The sequence below is a fragment of the Nitrospira sp. NS4 genome, from assembly GCF_049546785.1.
In the GTDB taxonomy this organism is placed as follows: Bacteria; Nitrospirota; Nitrospiria; order Nitrospirales; family Nitrospiraceae; genus Nitrospira_D.
On sequence record NZ_JBMWAN010000001.1, the window covers coordinates 67,958 to 86,465 of the forward strand.

Annotated in this window: 19 protein-coding genes; 12 read left to right on the top strand and 7 right to left on the bottom strand. The window is 59.2% G+C overall.

What is annotated here, in order from left to right:
* Position 1 precedes the first annotated feature (1 nt).
* Positions 2–1,432, bottom strand: a complete 1,431-nt coding sequence (gene tldD, locus ACO9S2_RS00325; protein ID WP_423719765.1) for a metalloprotease TldD — start codon at positions 1,430–1,432, stop codon at positions 2–4.
* 222 nt (positions 1,433–1,654) lie between these two features.
* On the opposite strand from tldD, the gene ACO9S2_RS00330 reads away from it, so the two are divergent.
* The 8 genes from ACO9S2_RS00330 to ACO9S2_RS00365 all read left to right on the top strand — a co-directional run bounded on the left by ACO9S2_RS00330 (position 1,655) and on the right by ACO9S2_RS00365 (position 11,218).
* Positions 1,655–2,443 (top strand): isoprenyl transferase, encoded by a 789-nt coding sequence (locus tag ACO9S2_RS00330; protein WP_423719766.1) that lies wholly within the window; start codon positions 1,655–1,657, stop codon positions 2,441–2,443.
* An 89-nt stretch (positions 2,444–2,532) separates the two neighbouring features.
* Entirely contained in the window at positions 2,533–3,339 is an 807-nt protein-coding gene (locus tag ACO9S2_RS00335) for a phosphatidate cytidylyltransferase (protein ID WP_423719767.1), read from the top strand.
* A gap of 12 nt (positions 3,340–3,351) precedes the next feature.
* On the top strand, positions 3,352–4,512 hold the full coding sequence (locus tag ACO9S2_RS00340; RefSeq protein ID WP_423719768.1) for a 1-deoxy-D-xylulose-5-phosphate reductoisomerase: 1,161 nt from the start codon (positions 3,352–3,354) through the stop codon (positions 4,510–4,512).
* Positions 4,513–4,585: 73 nt separating this feature from the next.
* Positions 4,586–5,977 carry an RIP metalloprotease RseP gene (rseP, locus tag ACO9S2_RS00345; RefSeq protein ID WP_423719769.1) on the top strand — a complete coding sequence of 464 codons (1,392 nt, stop codon included), beginning with the start codon at positions 4,586–4,588 and terminating at the stop codon, positions 5,975–5,977.
* A 6-nt stretch (positions 5,978–5,983) separates the two neighbouring features.
* Positions 5,984–7,699, top strand: a complete 1,716-nt coding sequence (locus tag ACO9S2_RS00350; protein WP_423719770.1) for a proline--tRNA ligase — start codon at positions 5,984–5,986, stop codon at positions 7,697–7,699.
* A gap of 217 nt (positions 7,700–7,916) precedes the next feature.
* Positions 7,917–10,223: an ATPase, T2SS/T4P/T4SS family gene (locus tag ACO9S2_RS00355; RefSeq protein ID WP_423719771.1), complete on the top strand. Its 2,307-nt coding sequence runs from the start codon at positions 7,917–7,919 to the stop codon at positions 10,221–10,223.
* 265 nt (positions 10,224–10,488) lie between these two features.
* Entirely contained in the window at positions 10,489–10,704 is a 216-nt protein-coding gene (locus tag ACO9S2_RS00360; protein WP_423719772.1) for a hypothetical protein, read from the top strand.
* Between the two features lie 220 nt (positions 10,705–10,924).
* Positions 10,925–11,218, top strand: a complete 294-nt coding sequence (locus ACO9S2_RS00365) for a hypothetical protein (protein ID WP_423719773.1) — start codon at positions 10,925–10,927, stop codon at positions 11,216–11,218.
* Between the two features lie 50 nt (positions 11,219–11,268).
* On the opposite strand, the gene ACO9S2_RS00370 is transcribed toward ACO9S2_RS00365, so the two are convergent.
* Positions 11,269–11,607 (bottom strand): hypothetical protein, encoded by a 339-nt coding sequence (locus tag ACO9S2_RS00370; RefSeq protein ID WP_423719774.1) that lies wholly within the window; start codon positions 11,605–11,607, stop codon positions 11,269–11,271.
* Positions 11,608–11,663: 56 nt separating this feature from the next.
* A complete protein-coding gene (locus ACO9S2_RS00375; RefSeq protein WP_423719775.1) occupies positions 11,664–12,929 on the bottom strand; it encodes a DEAD/DEAH box helicase in 1,266 nt (421 codons plus the stop codon).
* Between the two features lie 318 nt (positions 12,930–13,247).
* Here ACO9S2_RS00375 and ACO9S2_RS00380 point away from each other — a divergent pair, with 318 nt between their 5' ends.
* The 4 genes from ACO9S2_RS00380 (at position 13,248) to ACO9S2_RS00395 (ending at position 15,766) form a co-directional block, all read left to right on the top strand.
* Entirely contained in the window at positions 13,248–14,135 is an 888-nt protein-coding gene (locus ACO9S2_RS00380; RefSeq protein WP_423719776.1) for an acyl-CoA desaturase, read from the top strand.
* Between the two features lie 306 nt (positions 14,136–14,441).
* Positions 14,442–14,732 (top strand): hypothetical protein, encoded by a 291-nt coding sequence (locus tag ACO9S2_RS00385; protein WP_423719777.1) that lies wholly within the window; start codon positions 14,442–14,444, stop codon positions 14,730–14,732.
* Positions 14,733–15,101: 369 nt separating this feature from the next.
* Entirely contained in the window at positions 15,102–15,470 is a 369-nt protein-coding gene (locus ACO9S2_RS00390; protein ID WP_423719778.1) for an RNA recognition motif domain-containing protein, read from the top strand.
* Positions 15,470–15,766 carry a hypothetical protein gene (locus ACO9S2_RS00395; protein ID WP_423719779.1) on the top strand — a complete coding sequence of 99 codons (297 nt, stop codon included), beginning with the start codon at positions 15,470–15,472 and terminating at the stop codon, positions 15,764–15,766. Before ACO9S2_RS00390 ends, ACO9S2_RS00395 begins: the two co-directional genes overlap by 1 nt.
* A gap of 566 nt (positions 15,767–16,332) precedes the next feature.
* On the opposite strand, the gene ACO9S2_RS00400 is transcribed toward ACO9S2_RS00395, so the two are convergent.
* From ACO9S2_RS00400 to ACO9S2_RS00415, 4 genes are all read right to left on the bottom strand, one after another.
* On the bottom strand, positions 16,333–16,500 hold the full coding sequence (locus ACO9S2_RS00400; RefSeq protein ID WP_423719780.1) for a hypothetical protein: 168 nt from the start codon (positions 16,498–16,500) through the stop codon (positions 16,333–16,335).
* Between the two features lie 40 nt (positions 16,501–16,540).
* Positions 16,541–17,482 (bottom strand): hypothetical protein, encoded by a 942-nt coding sequence (locus ACO9S2_RS00405; RefSeq protein ID WP_423719781.1) that lies wholly within the window; start codon positions 17,480–17,482, stop codon positions 16,541–16,543.
* 95 nt (positions 17,483–17,577) lie between these two features.
* Positions 17,578–17,940: a PepSY domain-containing protein gene (locus ACO9S2_RS00410; RefSeq protein WP_423719782.1), complete on the bottom strand. Its 363-nt coding sequence runs from the start codon at positions 17,938–17,940 to the stop codon at positions 17,578–17,580.
* Positions 17,941–18,048: 108 nt separating this feature from the next.
* Positions 18,049–18,375: a hypothetical protein gene (locus tag ACO9S2_RS00415; protein WP_423719783.1), complete on the bottom strand. Its 327-nt coding sequence runs from the start codon at positions 18,373–18,375 to the stop codon at positions 18,049–18,051.
* Positions 18,376–18,508 lie beyond the last annotated feature (133 nt).

Consider the following 18,508-nt stretch of genomic DNA (forward strand, 5'->3'; position numbering starts at 1 on the left):
CTCAGCGTTGCGTCCCGCCGACGGTAATCTCGTCGATTTTGAGGGTAGGCAGTCCGACGCCCACGGGCACGGACTGTCCGTCCTTGCCGCAGGTGCCGATTCCGTTGTCGAGCTGGAGATCATGCCCGACCATGGAGACTTTCGTCAGAATCTCCGGGCCGTTGCCGATTAGCGTGGCCCCTTTGACGGGTTTGGTAATCTTGCCGTCTTCAATGAGATAGGCTTCGCTCGCGGAGAACACAAACTTGCCGTTCGTGATATCCACCTGGCCGCCGCCGAACGACACTGCATAGAGCCCGCGCTTGACGGACTTGAGGATCTCATCCGGATCCGACTCGCCGGCGAGCATGAAGGTATTGGTCATGCGGGGAAGCACGACGCTTTGATAACTTTCGCGCCGGCCGTTGCCGGTCAACGGAATGCCCATCAGGCGCGCATTGAGCTTATCCGTGATATAGCCGCGAAGAATGCCCTTCTCGATCAACACCGTCCGCCCTGTCGGCGTGCCTTCGTCATCCATATTCAACGAGCCTCGTCGGAACGGCAATGTGCCGTCATCCACAATCGTGCAGACATCCGACGCCACGCGCTTGCCGATCAGGCTGGAAAACGCGGAGGTCTTCTTGCGATTGAAGTCGGACTCGAGACCGTGGCCGATGGCCTCATGCAGCAAAATGCCAGGCCATCCCCCGCCAAGCACCACCGGCATGACGCCGGCCGGGGCATCCACCGCCGATAAATTGAGGATCGCCTCGCGTGCCGCCTCCCTCGCGTATTCCACATAGCGGTTCTCATCGCGATAGAACTCGAAGCCGACCCGCCCGCCCCCGCCGAACGACCCCACCTGCCGATTGCCATTCTCTTCGGCAATACAGGTGACTTGAAGACGGGAGAGCGGTTGGACATCGCCGATGAGCGTGCCGTCCGACGTCGCGACGACGACCACCTTATATTCGGTATTGAAGGAGGCCAGGACGTTCTTGATGCGCGGATCGTAGCGGCGCGCCTCGGCATCAATGGCATTAAGCAGCGCCACCCGGTCTGCCGTCGCCACTTCCGCTTTGGCCCGCTCAATCGGATACAGATCCCGTGTGGGCCGCCGTTGCACCGGGACCGGCAGACCCCGATCCCCTTTGGGAGAGTTCGCAATATACCGTGCCGTATCAGCGGCGATTTCCAAATCTTTCCTGGTCAGTTCATCGGAATAGGCAAAACCCGTCTTTTCTCCGGCTGTCGCCCGCACGCCGACACCCTGAGAGATGCTCTTGGCCGCCCGCTTGACGATGCCTTCTTCCATGGAGACGGATTCCGACACCCGCGACTCAAAGTAGAGATCGGCATAATCGACATCGCGGACATTCAAGCGGTCGAGGGCATGACGGACTTCCAGATCTGTCATGCCGAATCTGGCCAGCTGAACGGAGTCGGACATCGATCGATTCCTTTATGTATGCCGGTGTGCCGGATATGCCGGGAATTCTGAACGAGTGCGAAGTATAGCCGATTCATTTCCGCAGCCGCAATGCAAAGCATCTTAACCATTGACAGACATAGGGCTTTTACTAAATATGGTTTGACATTGCATACCCCTGCCAGTAGACTTTGCTTGCCTGCCATTGGGTTTGTACAAGAAAAGGACACCGGCTCGTTTCCCATGCAACAGACATCCTCATCCCCCGGTCTGGAACAGCTTTCCGAGCCTGATTTGACCGCCAAACTGGAGCCCGAGCTCCTCCCGAAGCATGTCGCGGTTATCATGGATGGAAACGGCCGCTGGGCAGAGCTGCAGGGGCTCCCCCGCATCGCCGGCCACCGCGAGGGTATCAATTCTGTCCGTGAGATGATCACCCTCTGCCTCGAGCTGGGCATCCAATACCTCACGATCTATGCCTTCTCCCAGGAAAACTGGAACCGGCCCATGCAGGAAATCTCGGCCCTGATGGGCTTGCTGGAACATTACCTGTCCACCGAACGGGCGAGCCTGATCGAGCAACGCATCCGCTTCCGCGCCATCGGACGGCTCGACGCGCTTCCGGAGTCGGCCCGGCACTGGGTCCGCACCACAGAACAAGAAACGGCGCATTTGGACAAGATGCACCTGACCGTGGCGCTCAGCTATGGAGGCCGCGCTGAAATCGTCGATGCCGTTCGAGGCATTATCTCAGACGCCCAGAGCGGGAAAATCCGGCCGGATCACCTCAATGAATCCCTTGTGCAACGGTATCTGTATACCCACCCGCTCCCCGATCCGGATCTGCTGATCAGAACGAGCGGCGAAACGCGCATCAGCAATTTTCTGCTCTGGCAACTCGCCTATACGGAACTCTATTTCACCGCCACACCCTGGCCCGACTTCCGCCGGCGCGAATTTCTGCTCGCGCTGATCGAATACCAGCGGCGTGAACGCCGGTTCGGCCGGGTGTTGAGCACGGTGTCGTCATAACTCCCGTGGGCAACCTCGGAACCGTAGAGGCCCCTGCCGATCGGCCGACACCGGTCCCTTCCGCTCCCGCCACACCAAAACGATTTGACGTGCGACGAGTCTACACGGCCCTCGTCGGCATCCCGATTGTCTACGGCATCATCCGCTACCTGCCTGCCTTGGGCGTCACGGCACTGGCCGTCAGCGGCGGGGTATTGGCTCTTCTCGAATTGACCCGCATGTGTTTCGGCGACCGGCGTAATCAGGCCTTGCTCGGCATCGCCGTCGCACTGACCGGCTTGCTTATTGCCAGCCCCCACGGCACGGTTCCCGTTGCCGCGATTGTCCTGCCGGGCATTCTGCTCGCCCTGCTGGCCATGCTCTTTTCCTCGAACCCACTCGAATCGCGGTTTCGAGACACGGCGGTCGCCATGTTCGGCTCACTATATCTGGGGCTTACCCTGAGCACGCTGGTCTCGACACGCGCATTGCCCGGAGGAGAATGGCTGATTGTGTTCATCGCCCTCGTGACCTGGGCCGGCGATATCGGCGCCTATTATGCAGGCACGTTGTGGGGACGTCATCCGCTGGCCCCCTCGATCAGCCCCAAGAAGTCCGTGGAGGGATTGCTGGGAGGGCTCGCACTCTCGTTCCTCATCGCCCTGCTCGCACAATTCTCGTTGGTCCCGCAATTGACTGTCGCAGATGCGCTGATCCTCGGCCTTCTCATGACGGGAACCGGCCTCCTCGGCGACCTCTGTGAATCGGCCATCAAGCGCAGCGTCGGCGTCAAGGATTCCGGCGGCATTCTTCCCGGTCATGGCGGCATGCTCGATCGCCTGGATAGTCTCTTGTTCACCGCCCCCACCTTCTACTACTATGTCACGCTGGTCCGCGGCCTCTCACCGCTGCCCTAGGCAGGAGACGATATGAAAACCATCATCATCTTGGGCTCCACCGGTTCCATCGGCACCAATACCCTGGACATCGTTCAGCGGTTTCCGGGGGAGTTCCGCGTCGCGGGCCTCACCGCCGGCAATAATATCGACAAACTCGAAGAACAGATCCGGACCTTCACACCACGAGTCGTCGCCGTCTCCCAAGAAGAGGCGGCGGCCAGACTGCGGCAACGCTGTGCCGGCCTCCCCGTCGAAATCCTCTCCGGTGAAAAGGGCATCGTGGAGGTGGCGTCATTGCCGGAAGCCGAGATGCTAATTTCCGCCATCGTCGGGGCAGCGGGGCTGGTCCCGACCCTCGCTGCGATTCGAACCGGCAAGCACATCGCGCTCGCGAATAAAGAGCCCATGGTCATGGCGGGCAAGCTCATGCAGGAGGAAGCCCACAAGCACGGCGTCAAAATCTTCCCGGTCGACAGCGAACACAGCGCCATTTTTCAATCGCTGGAGGGCCATCGGCTTCAAGATGTCCGCCGCTTGATCCTCACCGCGTCCGGCGGGGCGCTGTGGACATTGACACAAGAGCAACTGCGCGATGTCACCCCCGAACGGGCGCTGCAACATCCCAACTGGAAGATGGGCTCCAAGATTACGATCGATTCCGCGACGCTCATGAACAAAGGGCTCGAAGTCGTCGAAGCCCGCTGGCTGTTTGATATTCCGGAATCCCGCATCGAGGTGCTGGTCCATCGGGAAAGCATCATCCACTCCCTGGTGGAATATGAAGATCGCTCCATGATCGCCCAACTCGGACTGCCGGACATGCGCACGCCCATTTCCTATGCCATGCGCTATCCGGAACGACTGCCTCTGGATCTGCCCTCGTTGGACCTGACCGAGGTGGGGAAATTGACGTTCTGCAAGCCCGATCACGAACGCTTCCCCTGTCTCCAGCTCGGCTATGAATCCCTGCGGATCGGGGGAACCATGCCGGCGGCGATGAACGCCGCCAACGAAATCGCGGTCGACGCCTTCCTCCAAAAGGGCATCCGGTTTCTCGAAATCGCCGAGGTCATTCGACAGACCATGGACGCGCATTCGCCCAAAGAAATCGAGTCCTTGGAAGACGCGCTCGACGCGGACCGGTGGGCGAGAGAAAAAGCCGGGTCGTTGGTCCACGCCTTGCCGCGTTGACGGGTCATTTTGACTTTTGGATGATGGATGTTAGATTAAGAACCTGAACCTTTCACACTGAGCGCTGAATATTATGCTGTCTGCTTTCACCTGGTCGCCCGATACGCTCTGGATTTTGATGCAGAAAGCCTGGTGGTTTCTCGTCGTGCTCGGCGTCCTCGTCGCCTTCCACGAACTGGGACACTTCCTGGCCGCCCGCTGGGTCGGGGTGAAGGTCTTGAAGTTCTCCCTGGGGTTCGGCCCGAAACTCTTCGGCCGGCAGGTCGGAGAAACCGAATATCTGCTCTCCGCCATCCCCTTGGGGGGATACGTGAAACTCTTCGGGGAAGATGAAACCGAGGCGACGACTCAGGAAGACCGGCGCCGCTCGTTTGCCCACCAGGGATTATGGGGCAAAGTGTTGATTGTCGCCGCCGGCCCGGGGTTCAACTTCATCCTGGCCTATCTCATTTTCGCCGGCTGGCTCTCAACGGGATCGCCCTTGTTCGTCCCCACCTTCCGCGACCTCAGCCCCGATATCGAAGCGCTCGTTCCCGGCTCACCGGCTGCATCGGCGGGCATGGAGATCGGCGATCGGATCACGAAAGTGAACGGAAAGGACATTTCGACCCGAACCGAGTTGCTGGACGCGGTCGCGCACAGCAAGGGACAGCCCATCACCCTTGAAGTCAAACGTGATAGTCAGGTGAAAGCTCTGACCGTCGCGCCGGTGCCGGTGCAGGGACAACCCTCCGACGCGGAAGAGACCGCCTATACCATCGGCGTCGAGGAAACTCCTCCGCTGGTCACGTCGGTGATGCACGGATTGCCCGCTGCCACAGCCGGTTTTCTGGCCGGAGATCGCGTGGTCGCGATTGAAGGGCAGCCAATCTACACCTGGCTCCAAATGACGACTATTGTGCGGGACAACCCCGCGAAAGCCTTGCAGGTGGATATCCTGCGCAACGGGCAACGCGTCCATCTCAGCGTGACCCCGTCGGCTGAAAAAGCCACGGTCAACGGTCAATCCGTCGAAGTGGGGAAGATCGGCATTTCCGGCCCCGGCCGCTCTCTGATGCATGCGGATAATCCGCTTCAGGCTGTCTACCAGGGACTCGATGCCACGTGGGGTTGGACGGAATTGACGGCGGTCGGGCTCTATAAAATGGTCGTGGGCGATATTTCCAGCAAAAACATCGGCGGGCCGCTGACGATCGCAAACATCTCCGGGGAAGCCGCCTCACAAGGCGCCTCCAGCGTCGTCTTCCTCATCGCCATTCTCAGCATCAATCTCGGGGTGCTTAATTTGCTCCCTATCCCGATTTTAGACGGGGGGCACTTGCTCTTTTTCCTCATTGAGGGCATTCTGCGGAAACCGCTCGGCGACCGGCAGCGGGAAATCGCGCAACAAGTCGGGTTGGTCTTGCTGGTCGGCGTCATGATTTTCGCTTTTTGGAACGACATCGAACGTATCTTCCTTCGCTAAACATCCATGAAAACATCCCAGCTCCTGATCCCCACGTTACGGGAAGATCCCGGTGAGGCTGAAACTGTCAGCCACAAGCTGATGTTGCGCGCCGGAATGATCCGGAAAGTCGCCGCCGGCATTTACACGTATCTCCCCCTCGGCCTCCGGGTGCTCCGCAAGGTCGAACAGATTATCCGCGAGGAGATGAACAGCGCCGGCGCACAGGAAGTGCTCATGCCCATGGCCTCCCCCGCCGAACTGTGGCGTGAAACGGGCCGTTGGGATTTCTACGGGAAAGAACTGCTGCGCTTCAAAGACCGGCACGAGCGGGATTTCTGCCTGGGCCCCACGCACGAGGAAGTCATCACGGACCTCTTCCGCCGGGAAGTGAAATCCTACCGGCAGCTGCCGCTGAACTTTTATCAGATCCAAACGAAGTTCCGGGACGAGATCCGTCCGCGGTTCGGCCTGATGCGCGGGCGCGAATTCCTCATGAAGGATGCCTACAGTTTCGACCGCGATGAGGCCGGCGCCCGTCTGAACTATCAGAAAATGTACGATGCCTACCACCGGATCTTTACCCGTTGCGGCCTGACATTCAGAGCCGTGGAAGCAGACACCGGGCTCATCGGCGGCACCTCATCGCACGAGTTCATGGTCCTGGCGGATACCGGCGAGGAAACGATCGTGTATAGCGACCAGGGCACGTTTGCCGCCAACGTCGAACGGGCCGAAGTCCTGCCACCCGCTCAGACCGAACAGGAAGCGCCCAAGCCCCTGCAATCCGTTTCTACGCCGAATTGCCGCAGCATTGAAGAAGTCATGGCCTTTCTCAAAGTGCCGGCGAACCGTCTCGTCAAGACCTTGATATACACGACCGGTAAAGAAACCGTGGCTGTGCTGGTGCGAGGCGACCATGCCGTCAATGAGATCAAGCTCAAAAAGGTGTTGGGCGTGACGGAAATCGAACTCGCCGGTCCGGCAACCGTTGAAAAAGTCACCGGGGCTCCCGTCGGGTTTGCCGGTCCTGTGGGGCTGAAGGGCATTCCAATTTTCGCCGACCATGCCGTTCCCGCGTTGCGCAACGTGGTTGTCGGCGCCAACCAGCCCGACACACACTACGTCGATGCCAACTGGGAGCGTGACTTCAAGGCCGACCAGGTCCTCGACCTTCGCAACGCGCAGGCCGGCGATCCGTCTCCTCGACGGGACGGCACCCTGAAAACCACCAAAGGCATTGAGGTGGGCCATGTGTTCATGCTCGGCACGAAATACAGCAAGGCCATGAATGCCACCTTCCTGGATCCGCAGGGTAAAGAATGTCTGGCCATCATGGGCTGCTACGGCATCGGCGTCAGCCGGTCCGCGGCCGCCTCCATCGAGCAGAACCACGACGAACGCGGCATCATCTGGCCCTTCCCCATCGCCCCGTTCCATGTGCATCTGATTCCCGTCAGCCAATCTGAAAAGACCGCCGCGGCCACCGCCGCGATCTATACGGACCTCGTGGCGGGCGGATTTGAGGTGCTCTGGGACGATCGGGACGATCGCGCCGGCGTCAAGTTCAACGATGCGGACCTGATCGGCGCACCGTTCCAGGTTGTGGTCGGCGACAAAGGACTGGCGGAGGGCGTCGTGGAAGTCAAAGTCCGCCGATCCGGGGTCAAAACACGTATCGCTCCGGCTGAACTCTTGCAGCATCTCCGCGCAACAGTTCAGGCCACTGAGTCGCAGCGCTAATCTCGCATCGCGTCTACAGCCCCCTTCTCCTTCCGCTCCATTCCTCATCGAGGAAACTTGTCTTTTCCTTGCCTTCCCAGTCCATTGGGCTAGACTGACATTCGTTGAGCAACACGCCACGATCTCTTGACCAGCCGGGTACTCATGAAGCAAGCCGCGCAGCCGTTTACCTCACGACTCTGAGCTAAGAAGGACAGCCAGGATGCAGGCCAAGCCGATGCCCACAAATCTCCAAGAGCTTCAGCCAAAAGCGGAATACGCCGAGCATGTGAAGCGGATCACCATTCAGATCAACGCCGCCACCGACCTCGACCAGATTCTCCTCGATCTCCATAAAGACATCCTCGGGCTATTCGATGCCGAAGACTTGACGCTGTTCGCCTTCGACTCAGAAAAAAAAGAAATTTTCTCCAAAGTCCTCCACCTCGATGGCGTCCAAGAAGTCCGCATTCCCATCTCTGAACAAAGCCTTGCCGGCTTCTGCGCCAAATATCTCCGCCCGGTCAACATCGCCGATGCGTACAATATGGCCGAGCTCCAGAGCATTCACCCGGCCCTGCTCCACGACACCTCCTATGACAAAAGCACCGGCTTCAAAACCAAGCAGGTCCTGACCTACCCGATCGTCGCCGACAACAAATACCTGATGGGCGTGCTCCAACTCCTGAACAAGAAAAGCGGCAGCCGCTTCACCAGAAAAGATGAAGAGTCGGTCGCCGAAATCGCCAAAGCTCTGGGCATCGCGTTTTTCAACCTCAGAAGAGTCTCGAAAAAGAATCCGACCAAGTTTGACCTCCTGGTCACGAATAACCGCATCACGCAAAATGATCTTGAAAATGCGCTTGCGGAGTCCCGCAAAGGGATGAGCGATCTGGAAAGCATTCTGATTGAGAAATACAAGGTCCCCAAACTCGACCTGGGGAAATCGCTGGCCCAATTCTTCAAATGCCCCTATATCGAATACAGCGAGCGGACCCTCGTCGACATTGAGCTGCTCAAGAATCTGAATGTTGATTATCTGAAAAAGAACCACTGGATGCCGCTCAAGCGGGATCGCACGGCGATCGAGATTTTGACCGATGACCCGGGGGACCTTGACCGTGTCCAGGACATCAAGCGTACGTTCCCCGGACTCAATATCCGCTTTGCCGTCAGTCTGCGCCGCGACATCGCCCAATTCCTCGCCAGCGCCACAGGCCAGAGCGACGCAGGGGGAGGGCGAAAGCTCGACGAAAATGTCTCCGACATTCTCGGCGAACTCGTGACCGAAGCCCAGGCCGAAGCGATGGAAGAGGCCGCATCGGGCGGCGGGCTCGACGAAAATGACAGCGCGATCGTCCGTCTCGCCAACCAGATCATCGCCGATGCCTATCGCCAGAACGCCTCGGATATTCATATCGAACCGTACGGAGAAAAACGCGAAACACTGGTCCGCTTCCGGGTCGACGGCGACTGCTTCGAATACATGAAGATTCCACAGAGCTACCGGCGCGCCATCGTCTCACGCCTCAAAATCATGGCCAGCCTGGATATCGCCGAGCGGCGCAAGCCGCAGGACGGCAAGATTAAATTCAAGCTCAACGACACCAAGGAAATCGAGCTCCGCGTGGCGACGATTCCCACCGCGGGCTACAACGAAGACGTGGTCATGCGTATCCTGGCCGCCAGCGAGCCCCTGCCGCTCGACAAGATGGGTTTCTCGGATCGAAATCTCAAGGGCATCAAGGAGATCTCTGAAAAACCGTACGGGATTATTCTCTGCGTCGGACCTACCGGGTCAGGAAAAACAACCACGCTGCACTCCGTGCTCGGCAATATCAATACGCCGGACATTAAGATCTGGACCGCTGAGGACCCCGTCGAAATCACGCAATATGGACTGCGCCAGGTCCAGGTCCAGCCGAAGATCGGCTTTACCTTCGCCAATGCGATGCGCGCCTTCCTCCGCGCCGACCCGGACGTGATCATGGTCGGAGAAATGCGAGACAAAGAAACGGCCGATACCGGAATCGAGGCCTCCCTCACCGGCCACTTAGTGCTCAGCACCTTGCACACTAACAGCGCCGTGGAAACGGTGACCCGACTCCTGGACATGGGCTGCGATCCCTTCAGCTTTTCCGACGCCATGCTCGGCGTGCTCGCCCAACGGTTGGCCCGTCGGGTGTGCAAAGATTGCAAGGAACAATATGTGGGCAGCCCGGTGGAGTATGAGGAACTCAGGCAAGGCTACGGACCTGAATATTGGGACAAGCTCGGCATCAAACAGGACAATACCTTCCGGCTGACCCGTGGGAAAGGCTGCGAGACCTGCAACCGGTCCGGCTTCAAGGGACGGGTCGCCCTACATGAGCTGCTGCTCGGTTCGGAGAAGATCAAACGCATGATCCAAGAAAAGGCACGCACCGAGGACATGCTGAGAACCGCACTTGAAGAAGGCATGACGACGCTGATGCAAGACGGCATTCAGAAAGTTCTTCAGGGACATACCACCTTCAAGGAAGTCAAGGCGGTGGCCATCAAATAATCATTCCTCGAATCCAGAGACGGCTCCCCCCGGTGACAAATCCCCGACGTGGGAACGGCGTTAGCCTTCCCGCGACGGCGGACGCCAGACCGTTTTCCCTGACAGCGCCGATCGTTTTCTTCAGGAGATGATGCCCCGTTACGCGACCGTCCTGTGCGGTTCGCTCTGCAACCATGTTGATTCCGAGATGTTTGAAGGACGTACCGACGACCTGGGCCAGGATGCCGTCAATTTGCGGCCGAGCCAGGAATGATCGTTTCGGGTGATGGTGAAGCGTCTCGACATCAGTGAGCATGACACCCCGCAAGCCGCCGCCTCCTTCCAACGTATGACGTCCGCCAGCGGAGGCAGAAAGCAGCACCTGCTCTATGGTGCGCCCACAGCCATGGATCGCGGCAAGAGCCGGCGGGTCGCATTTAAGATTCACGCCCGAGCGGACGAACTGCCGCGTCATCTTTCGGAAGCGACGCGCCCCTCCTAGCACACACCTGTACCTTATACCCCTCTGGATGCCATCTCATCGGCGCCAAACGCTCCCATCGCCGCAACTCAGCTTTGACTGAACCGGCCCTTCATGGTACTGTGAAGTCGCATCCACACAACGGGAACATCCCTCTCGCCCACGCCTCAGGTCCTCCGGGCGTTGTTTCACAGGACCGGCGTAACCATGCGGGCGCCTTTGGCACAATGCCGAACAACGCATGCCTCCTACGTCGGAGCCGGCACGGAAGACCGAACGCGACACGACAGGGATTCAGGATAGACGGCACCCTGCCGACATTCACGAGATTACCAAGGAGGTCACCATCGCACGTCCAGGAAAAACCACCATGGCCAAGCGGGATCGGGAAAAATCGATTCAGGCCAAGCGGAAAGAAAAGGAAGAAAAACGCGCCATACGCAAGAATGAGAAAGATGTGCGCGGGACGACGCCCGAAGGAGAAGACCCAGATTTGGCAGGACTCCGGTGGGGGCCCCAAGCGCCCCTCTTTTAGCCGCACGCCGACGGGGGGACCGAGATCATCGGCCCCCTCCTCAGGCGTGATTACGCAGGACGCACAAATCGATCCGCCGCAAACGCCCCCCGCAGCCGTTGCGTGATGAAGCGGCGAAATTCCACTTTCTGCTTGAGCATCAAGACCATTCCCTCCGCATCGACCAACACCAGCAGATCGTCCTCGACGACCAGCGTGCGCGCTTGGTCGCCCAGGTTGATCCGGTACTGCGTTCGCCCATCAGGGTTTCGGCCCGGGCCGGTGACGATTTCGGTAAGCCCGTCAACGACTCCTTCCTGATTGTCCGTCCGCAACCGCACTTTGGTGCCGTCCGGGATCCTGATCCATGACGTTCCGGTGGTGGCTGATGGGCTTTGCGTCTCAGGCATAACTTCCCCTTCTAAAAGTAATTGAATGAGCGAGCGATCCATCGTAAAACCCCTCGCTAATTGCCGGGAGTGCGCTGAACGGGCTGTGCGGCGCGCGGCGCGCCATGCCCTGCGTAGCGGCGATCACGCTGGCCGGTCGGCCGCCCCTGCGCCGGACGTGCCGAGCGCTGCGGCCCCCTCGAATCAAACGTCGGACTGGCGCTGCCCGGCGCAAGCGGAACCGCGTGCCCCAACAGCTGCTCGATCGCCCGCAATTGGAGAGAATCTTCAGACGTCACGAAGCTCGTTGCCCGACCCGTCGTCTTCATGCGGGCCGTGCGACCGATACGGTGCACATAGTCCTCGGGAGAGTTCGGCAAATCGAAATTGATCACGTGACCGATGTTGGCCACATCGATGCCTCTGGCCGCAATGTCGGTCGCCACCAGCACGCGAAAGGACCCACGCTTGAATCCGTCCAGCGCGGCACGGCGCTGAGACAGGCTCCGATCGCCATGCAACACCGCCACCTTGTGCCCCTCGCGGCCCAACACGCGCCCCAGCTTGTCGGCCCGATGTTTTGTGCGCGTGAATACCAGGACGGTGTCCTGTTCCTGTCCGAGCAGCGAGACCAGCAGATCGGCTTTCCCGTCATGCGTCGTATGATGCAAGGCCTGCGTCACGCCATCGGCCGTCGTCGCCGACGGCGTCACCATGACACGCACCGGATTATTCACGCTCGCCTGCACGAGGCGGGTGAGATCCGCCGGAAGCGTTGCGGAGAACAACAATGTCTGTCGTTCTTCCGGAAGCGCATCGAGGATCTGATTGATCTGTGGAGCAAAGCCCATATCCAGCATCCGATCCGCTTCGTCCAGCACGAGGATCTTGATCGGCGCCAAATTGATCGTGCCATTCCACATATGGTCAAGCAACCGACCCGGTGTGGCGACGATGATATCCGGCCTCTGCCGGAGCCCCCGCACCTGCGCCTGCATATCGGCTCCGCCCATGATTGCGGTGGCAGAGATGCGGCGGCCCTGTCCGAGTTTCTCGATTGTGGCAAGAATCTGCAGCGCAAGTTCGCGCGTCGGCGCCAAAATCAACGCTTGCGGCTGGCCTTTCGGCAAGACCGCCAATCGCTCGATGATCGGAATGACGAACGCGGCCGTCTTTCCCGTTCCGGTTTGCGCGCAGCCGATGACATCCCGACCGGCTATGGCAGGAGGAATGGCCTGGGTTTGAATGGGGGTTGGCGAAGTATACCCGGCCTTTGTGAGGTCAGCTAAGAGCACCTCGGACAGGCCCAGGGCATGAAAATTCTCGTGAACAGACGTATCCACTACACTATCCTTTCAGTTTGATCGCATTATGACGGGATCAGAGAACCGAGGGGAGAAACAACCGGGAAGGGTGCAACTCCAAACTGGACCTGGTCGCGATGCGATCGCGAAGTCCGTTATGGTGTGAACATTGCCTCGCCGGACTACTGCGAAACCAATGTGTCCTCAACATACAGCATGCGACCTCACCCGTCAACCTCCTGCCCATTTGGGTCAACATCAACAGGCTCCCGGCTCAACCTCTTGCCCCCTGGAAAATTCGCCATCCCTGGACATCTATGCTATCGTAACCGTCAAATTCTCACAGGACGAATGACGATGACCACGACCACAATCCCCGTTCGACTGGCCCGCCGCTACCACGTCGGCTGGACCGTCGTGCTCTTCCTGTCCATTGTTGTCGGGGCCTTGCTGGCCATCCCGACGTACGCTTACTTCTACGACTATTCCTGGCTCGACTGGACCCTCTTCGGGGTCTTGTACATGATCAGCGGCCTCGGCATCACGGTCGGCTACCATCGGCTGATGTCTCACCGCAGCTTTGAGTGTCCGAACTGGGTCAAAGGCGCCCTCCTCATTGCCGGAGCCTGGGCGCTGCAAAACAGCGCCATCAAATGGACCGCCGATCATCTTCGCCACCATGCCCAATGCGACCAAGAGGGCGATCCCTATAACGCCCAGCTCGGATTCTGGCACAGCCACTGCGGCTGGCTGTTCGCGGAACGAAACTATGACGATGCGCAATATGCCTCTCGTGTCGCGCAGGACCCCGTCGCCATGTGGCAGCACAAACACTACGCCCTGATCGTCCTGGCCGGGCTGGCTATGACCTTCGTGATCGGGTTTCTTGCAAACGGCCTCATCGGTGGCATCGGCTGTTTCTTACTCGCGGGAGTCGGACGAACCTTCGCCGTCTTGAACTCCACCTTCTGCATCAATTCCATTTGCCACCTGTGGGGAAACCAGCCGCATGGGTCAAAGGACTCCAGCCGGGATAGCTGGCTGGTCTCGCTGATCACCTTTGGCGAGGGCTACCACAACTATCACCACATGTATCCCAGCGACTATCGCAATGGCCCCCGCTGGTACGACTTCGACCCCTCGAAGTGGCTCATCTATACCCTCTTTCTCTTGGGCCTCGCCTCAGGCCTCCGCACCGCCTCCTACTCCGGAGCCGCCTCCTCGCGTCGCCCATCAGGCTCCTAAAGCCTCATTCCGAACTCCGCAGAGCTATAGGCCTGCATGGCTGCGGTTTGACTCCACTCCATGCGCATGATAGGGTCTCAAGTCGTACGAGGCAGGTTCCTCCCTTCGCGCTCTTCTTTGTCACTCCCTGTCTCTGCGCGACAGTCTCGGTAGTTTGGCTGCTCCTACGTCCGCCATGCTGGATGGTCCACATTGCCATTCAACAAGACGGGATCATTCCGCGTCGCTATTGAATCCGGTTCCTCCGTCATTTGGCCAGGGATCACCCTGGCGCAAGTCTCACGGCCCCGCACAAGGAGCATCCCCATGAAGATTTCGTCCGTGTGGAAAAGCGGCAAGACAACCAAGAAGAAGAACCGGTCCGTCCATAAGCCTAAAATCCGATGGCAGCTCCTGGGTCTGACCGATCCCAATCTCGTAGATAACTCCCCTTCCATCGAGGCCATCAGACTGGAAGTGTCCTCAATGGCCCGATTCGGAATTGGGCCTGACACGCGGTCTCGCGCCACAGCTCAGGACAGTAAGTCGTTGGGCCGGAACCACCCCTCAGCGGCTAACCGAACCAGCCGTCGCGGCGCAACCGACGCGACCGAATAGGAAGCAAGACGACTGTTTGACGGAAGGAATGGCGTCATCCGGACGAGAGGCCAAATCATCCGGATGACGTCACACCAATCGGCCGTCTCGGTTCCTCCCGCACCCCGGATGAGGAGCATTCCCAAGGCCTGGGCTCCACCTTCCTCTGCAGCAATGAGAATCTTCCGGGCAGACTCGCCTGATGATTCTGGCGCCACGTTCGCCCGATGATCTTGAATGACCCATTCGCTGAACCCGCACACCAACTGGAATGAAGAAAGGTCCCGCGCCGCATGCTCGCTTTCCACCACCTCCTTCAATGGCTCACCCATAACCCGCTGGGCGCGGCTACTGTCGTCTATGTCACCGGCGTGTGTGGAGTTCTGGTGCATGCCTATTTTGAGCCCAGAGATCAACGATAGTGCAGCGGACCGGCCTGTCTTGCCGAAGAGCGAAGGAGCACCCATGGGGAAACGGGTCCTATATGTCGGGGGGCTTGCTGAAACGGTGTCGGACAATGACCTTTGCGATCTATTCAGAGAATACGGAGCGGTCGCACGCGCCTACATCATCCGGCATAAGTACAGCGGCAAATCTGCGGGATACGGCTTCGTTGAAATGGGCTCCGGCGAACAGGCCCGCAACGCGGCCGTCGCGCTGGAAGGCACGGCATTCGCCGGCCACTCACTCCGGCTGTACGTCACCCCCCATGTCGCTCAGAATTCGCAACCACAACCATCAATACCGCAGGAGCACTGATGAGCCGCACCAATCTTGACCTCCTCATGACATTCCCCGACGGTTCACACCTGGTCATCAGCACGCAGTGCTCGAAAGAGAGAGAATTTTCGTGCGTGCTTTATACCGCCATACTCGGAGAAGACGATCACGCCTCCTTTGAGGTCATCTCCAACCATTTGTCTGCCTCGACCAGCCTGAGCGCGCAAGCGCATGCCTATGACTACGCCCTCCGGCATTTTCCCCACGCAGACAGTCTATTGAAGAAGCCCCCCTACCTGATCTGGTCGGGCCCCCGATCGACACTGCTTCAGTGATCCTCGTGCCCCCTCTGCCCCACCGAGGCAAGGAAGAGCGACACGTGCGTCGCCTGACCAGGCTGCGTTGACGGCTTCGGCGCCCCATCTCCATCGCTCCGAACCGCCGCCCCCCCCGACTTTGATTACCAAGGTCTTCTTAAGGTCTTCTTAATGATCCGGTCTTCCGCTGTCACGCTCCCCCTTCGCCAATTCCATGACCTCAGCGGGGACTTCCGTGTTTCGGATCCGGGAAAGACGAGAGGGTGGGAATGGGTCTGGCTGCGGAATGATCTACGACAATGTCCGTTACTTCGCGCTCCGCTGCTGCACATGCGGTATCAAGTAGTGGCCGTTTTCAGCCGGCATGAAGCGGAGCGGCCCTAACCGGCTCAACCAGTCGAACCACAATAGAGCCGATTCCACATGAAGTCCGAACAATACGCCACCCATTGCACACAGTCACGGGCGGGATTGCGCCAGATCGATTCCAATACCTGAGCCGTCGTGGTTTTGGGCATGTCCGGCACTGCACCCATATTTGAGCACCATGCGTGTTACCCACGGAGGGGCCGTGAAGGAGGCCGCTATGCAGCCTGCCTCGCGGCATGCAGGCCCGGTACATTCGCCGAAGGAAAGAGCGGCTCCGCCAATTCGCTCATACGCCGCTTGTCCGCGTCACTCTCTCGTGCCAGGCAGAAGACAAGAACCCAAACCAGCGCGCCCATCGTCAGAAATCCGATAATCATCACCATATGACCCCTCCTCTCAAAACAGCCCGTGACTCACGCAATGTTACACCGCCTCATGCGACACCAGTCCCGCTGGTCTGATCCGATCCCGCTCATCCAGATCACCCGCTGAAAGGCTGGGGAATACAAGAAGCCCGGCAGAGAACAGGCCCATCAGAATGAGCGAGGCCACCACGATGGCGGTCATCGGAATGGCCGGCCAACTCTGTGGGGCAGCCGCTGTCACCATCGCATCCTGAGCAGAAGGCTCGCGCGCACTCACGCTCATCTGCGATTCCACACGGGTCGCTACAACCATCGCGCCTCCGAGCTGCTCCTGCATCGCGGCATGGGCTGTATCGTAGACGGATTGAACATAGGTTAGGTGCACGATCGCCCCGCCCAACCGTTCTTGCCTCAGGCCCACGGCCTTCATGCTCTCCTGGCTGGCCGCAACAATCGCTCGGCCAAGATTCGGCTGCCAATTGGCGACAAACTCGTCATCCATCCGCTGCCCCAACGCCTCCGTTCCCGCAATCATCCGACGGTTGAACGTAGAACCAGCATCCTCGAGCGACAGAAGCCCGCCCAGAATCCCGCGCCGCGTGAACTGCACGATCGCACGGCCCATGACCGTCTGAACTCTGGTGTCATGACCGGCCTCTGCCCACATCGCAGACGTCTTGATGGAATCAAGATACCCGTACGGCGAGTTCTGCCAGCGCCGATACTCTCCGCTCACCCCGGTCAGCCGTGTCATCGCAGCCGGCGCAACAGTCGCATGCCGAAGATCAAGCAGATTCTGCTCCACGATGGCCTGACCCAGCGTCGGCTGGAGCCATTGCATGCCATCGCCCCTGCCGCTCAATGGTTCGCTCACGGGAGGTCCCGCAAGCGTGACGACCAGTGCGCCATTCGCTGCCATAAACAACAGCCCGCCGGCGGCAATCGTGGCACACAATCCAACAACTGCGACCATATCGATCAGCTCGTATCTCCCTTGCATGCTCACCTCCTGACAACCCGGCCCCACTCTGGGAGGTGCGGGAGTTCATCTTCTCCCCTCTCACCCCCAGCTCCTGACCACTGTGCGGCGCCTAGTTATGACTTCTTCTCTCCAACCGGCTGCTTCGCTTTCAACTTCTCCTCAGTCGAGATCACTGCTCCTGAGTCGGCATCGACGTGGACCACCATCACTCCTTGTTCGGCGGTCAGAATTTCGACCTCCCATACGGTCTTGTCCTGCTTCGTTTCCAACTCCGCTTCGATGATCTTTCCGGGGAAATTCTCCAAGGCCGTCTTCATCGCCTCGTCAATGGTGATCTTGGCGGATGTGGCCAGAGCAATCTCCAGGTTCGCCTCCGACCCTTTGGCTTTCTCTTTCTCAGCGCTCCAGACCATCCCGCCCACAACCCCCACTATGGCAATCACCACACCAGCAATAATCACACTCTTCTTATCCATGACGTCCATCTCCTTGTACGAGGCCTCAAATGTGGACACGCAATCGCAGAGCCCCAGACGATTGCGGTCGCCGCATTCAGATGCGCGCTATCGCTCAGAGACATCGTCCTACTTAGGCATCCGTGTGCCTTCTTTGACTGGCGGCTCGATCTTGATATTTGGTCCTTGGACGATCGGCAGCCGCCCGGCGCCCTGATGCTCCAGCAACCGGGTATTATTGGGATCCATAACCGTCGGAACCACCTTCGTATCCCCGGACTTCGCAGCCTCTAGAATGGACTGGCTATGGGTCAAATTCTGTTGCCCAGTGTCGTTGGCATACTCCCCGCCCGATGGATACCCCGGATGCTTCGGCAGCATCGCCGGGTTCGCCAGGGCAAGTGCGCTCATTCCGACGAATAGAACGCCCGTCATCGCCATCATAAAGAGTCTCATGGTAAGAACCCCTTTCGTTGAACACACCACCAGCTACCGCGCCGCTCCACAAAGGACGATCCCGATCTATGATCGGGAGGTCGCCCCTATCATCACGGCAACAGACCGACGCCCGAGTACCAGTCCATGAGGT

Excerpts from the sequence above, each read along its gene's own strand:
- tldD (WP_423719765.1), bottom strand. The coding sequence starts at position 1,432 with ATGTCCGACTCCGTTCAGCTGGCCAGATTCGGCATGACAGATCTGGAA.
- ACO9S2_RS00330 (WP_423719766.1), top strand. The coding sequence starts at position 1,655 with ATGCAACAGACATCCTCATCCCCCGGTCTGGAACAGCTTTCCGAGCCT.
- ACO9S2_RS00340 (WP_423719768.1), top strand. The coding sequence starts at position 3,352 with ATGAAAACCATCATCATCTTGGGCTCCACCGGTTCCATCGGCACCAAT.
- rseP (WP_423719769.1), top strand. The coding sequence starts at position 4,586 with ATGCTGTCTGCTTTCACCTGGTCGCCCGATACGCTCTGGATTTTGATG.
- ACO9S2_RS00350 (WP_423719770.1), top strand. The coding sequence starts at position 5,984 with ATGAAAACATCCCAGCTCCTGATCCCCACGTTACGGGAAGATCCCGGT.
- ACO9S2_RS00355 (WP_423719771.1), top strand. The coding sequence starts at position 7,917 with ATGCCCACAAATCTCCAAGAGCTTCAGCCAAAAGCGGAATACGCCGAG.
- ACO9S2_RS00360 (WP_423719772.1), top strand. The coding sequence starts at position 10,489 with ATGGTGAAGCGTCTCGACATCAGTGAGCATGACACCCCGCAAGCCGCC.
- ACO9S2_RS00365 (WP_423719773.1), top strand. The coding sequence starts at position 10,925 with ATGCCTCCTACGTCGGAGCCGGCACGGAAGACCGAACGCGACACGACA.
- ACO9S2_RS00370 (WP_423719774.1), bottom strand. The coding sequence starts at position 11,607 with ATGCCTGAGACGCAAAGCCCATCAGCCACCACCGGAACGTCATGGATC.
- ACO9S2_RS00380 (WP_423719776.1), top strand. The coding sequence starts at position 13,248 with ATGACCACGACCACAATCCCCGTTCGACTGGCCCGCCGCTACCACGTC.
- ACO9S2_RS00385 (WP_423719777.1), top strand. The coding sequence starts at position 14,442 with ATGAAGATTTCGTCCGTGTGGAAAAGCGGCAAGACAACCAAGAAGAAG.
- ACO9S2_RS00390 (WP_423719778.1), top strand. The coding sequence starts at position 15,102 with ATGCCTATTTTGAGCCCAGAGATCAACGATAGTGCAGCGGACCGGCCT.
- ACO9S2_RS00395 (WP_423719779.1), top strand. The coding sequence starts at position 15,470 with ATGAGCCGCACCAATCTTGACCTCCTCATGACATTCCCCGACGGTTCA.
- ACO9S2_RS00400 (WP_423719780.1), bottom strand. The coding sequence starts at position 16,500 with ATGGTGATGATTATCGGATTTCTGACGATGGGCGCGCTGGTTTGGGTT.
- ACO9S2_RS00405 (WP_423719781.1), bottom strand. The coding sequence starts at position 17,482 with ATGCAAGGGAGATACGAGCTGATCGATATGGTCGCAGTTGTTGGATTG.
- ACO9S2_RS00410 (WP_423719782.1), bottom strand. The coding sequence starts at position 17,940 with ATGGATAAGAAGAGTGTGATTATTGCTGGTGTGGTGATTGCCATAGTG.
- ACO9S2_RS00415 (WP_423719783.1), bottom strand. The coding sequence starts at position 18,375 with ATGAGACTCTTTATGATGGCGATGACGGGCGTTCTATTCGTCGGAATG.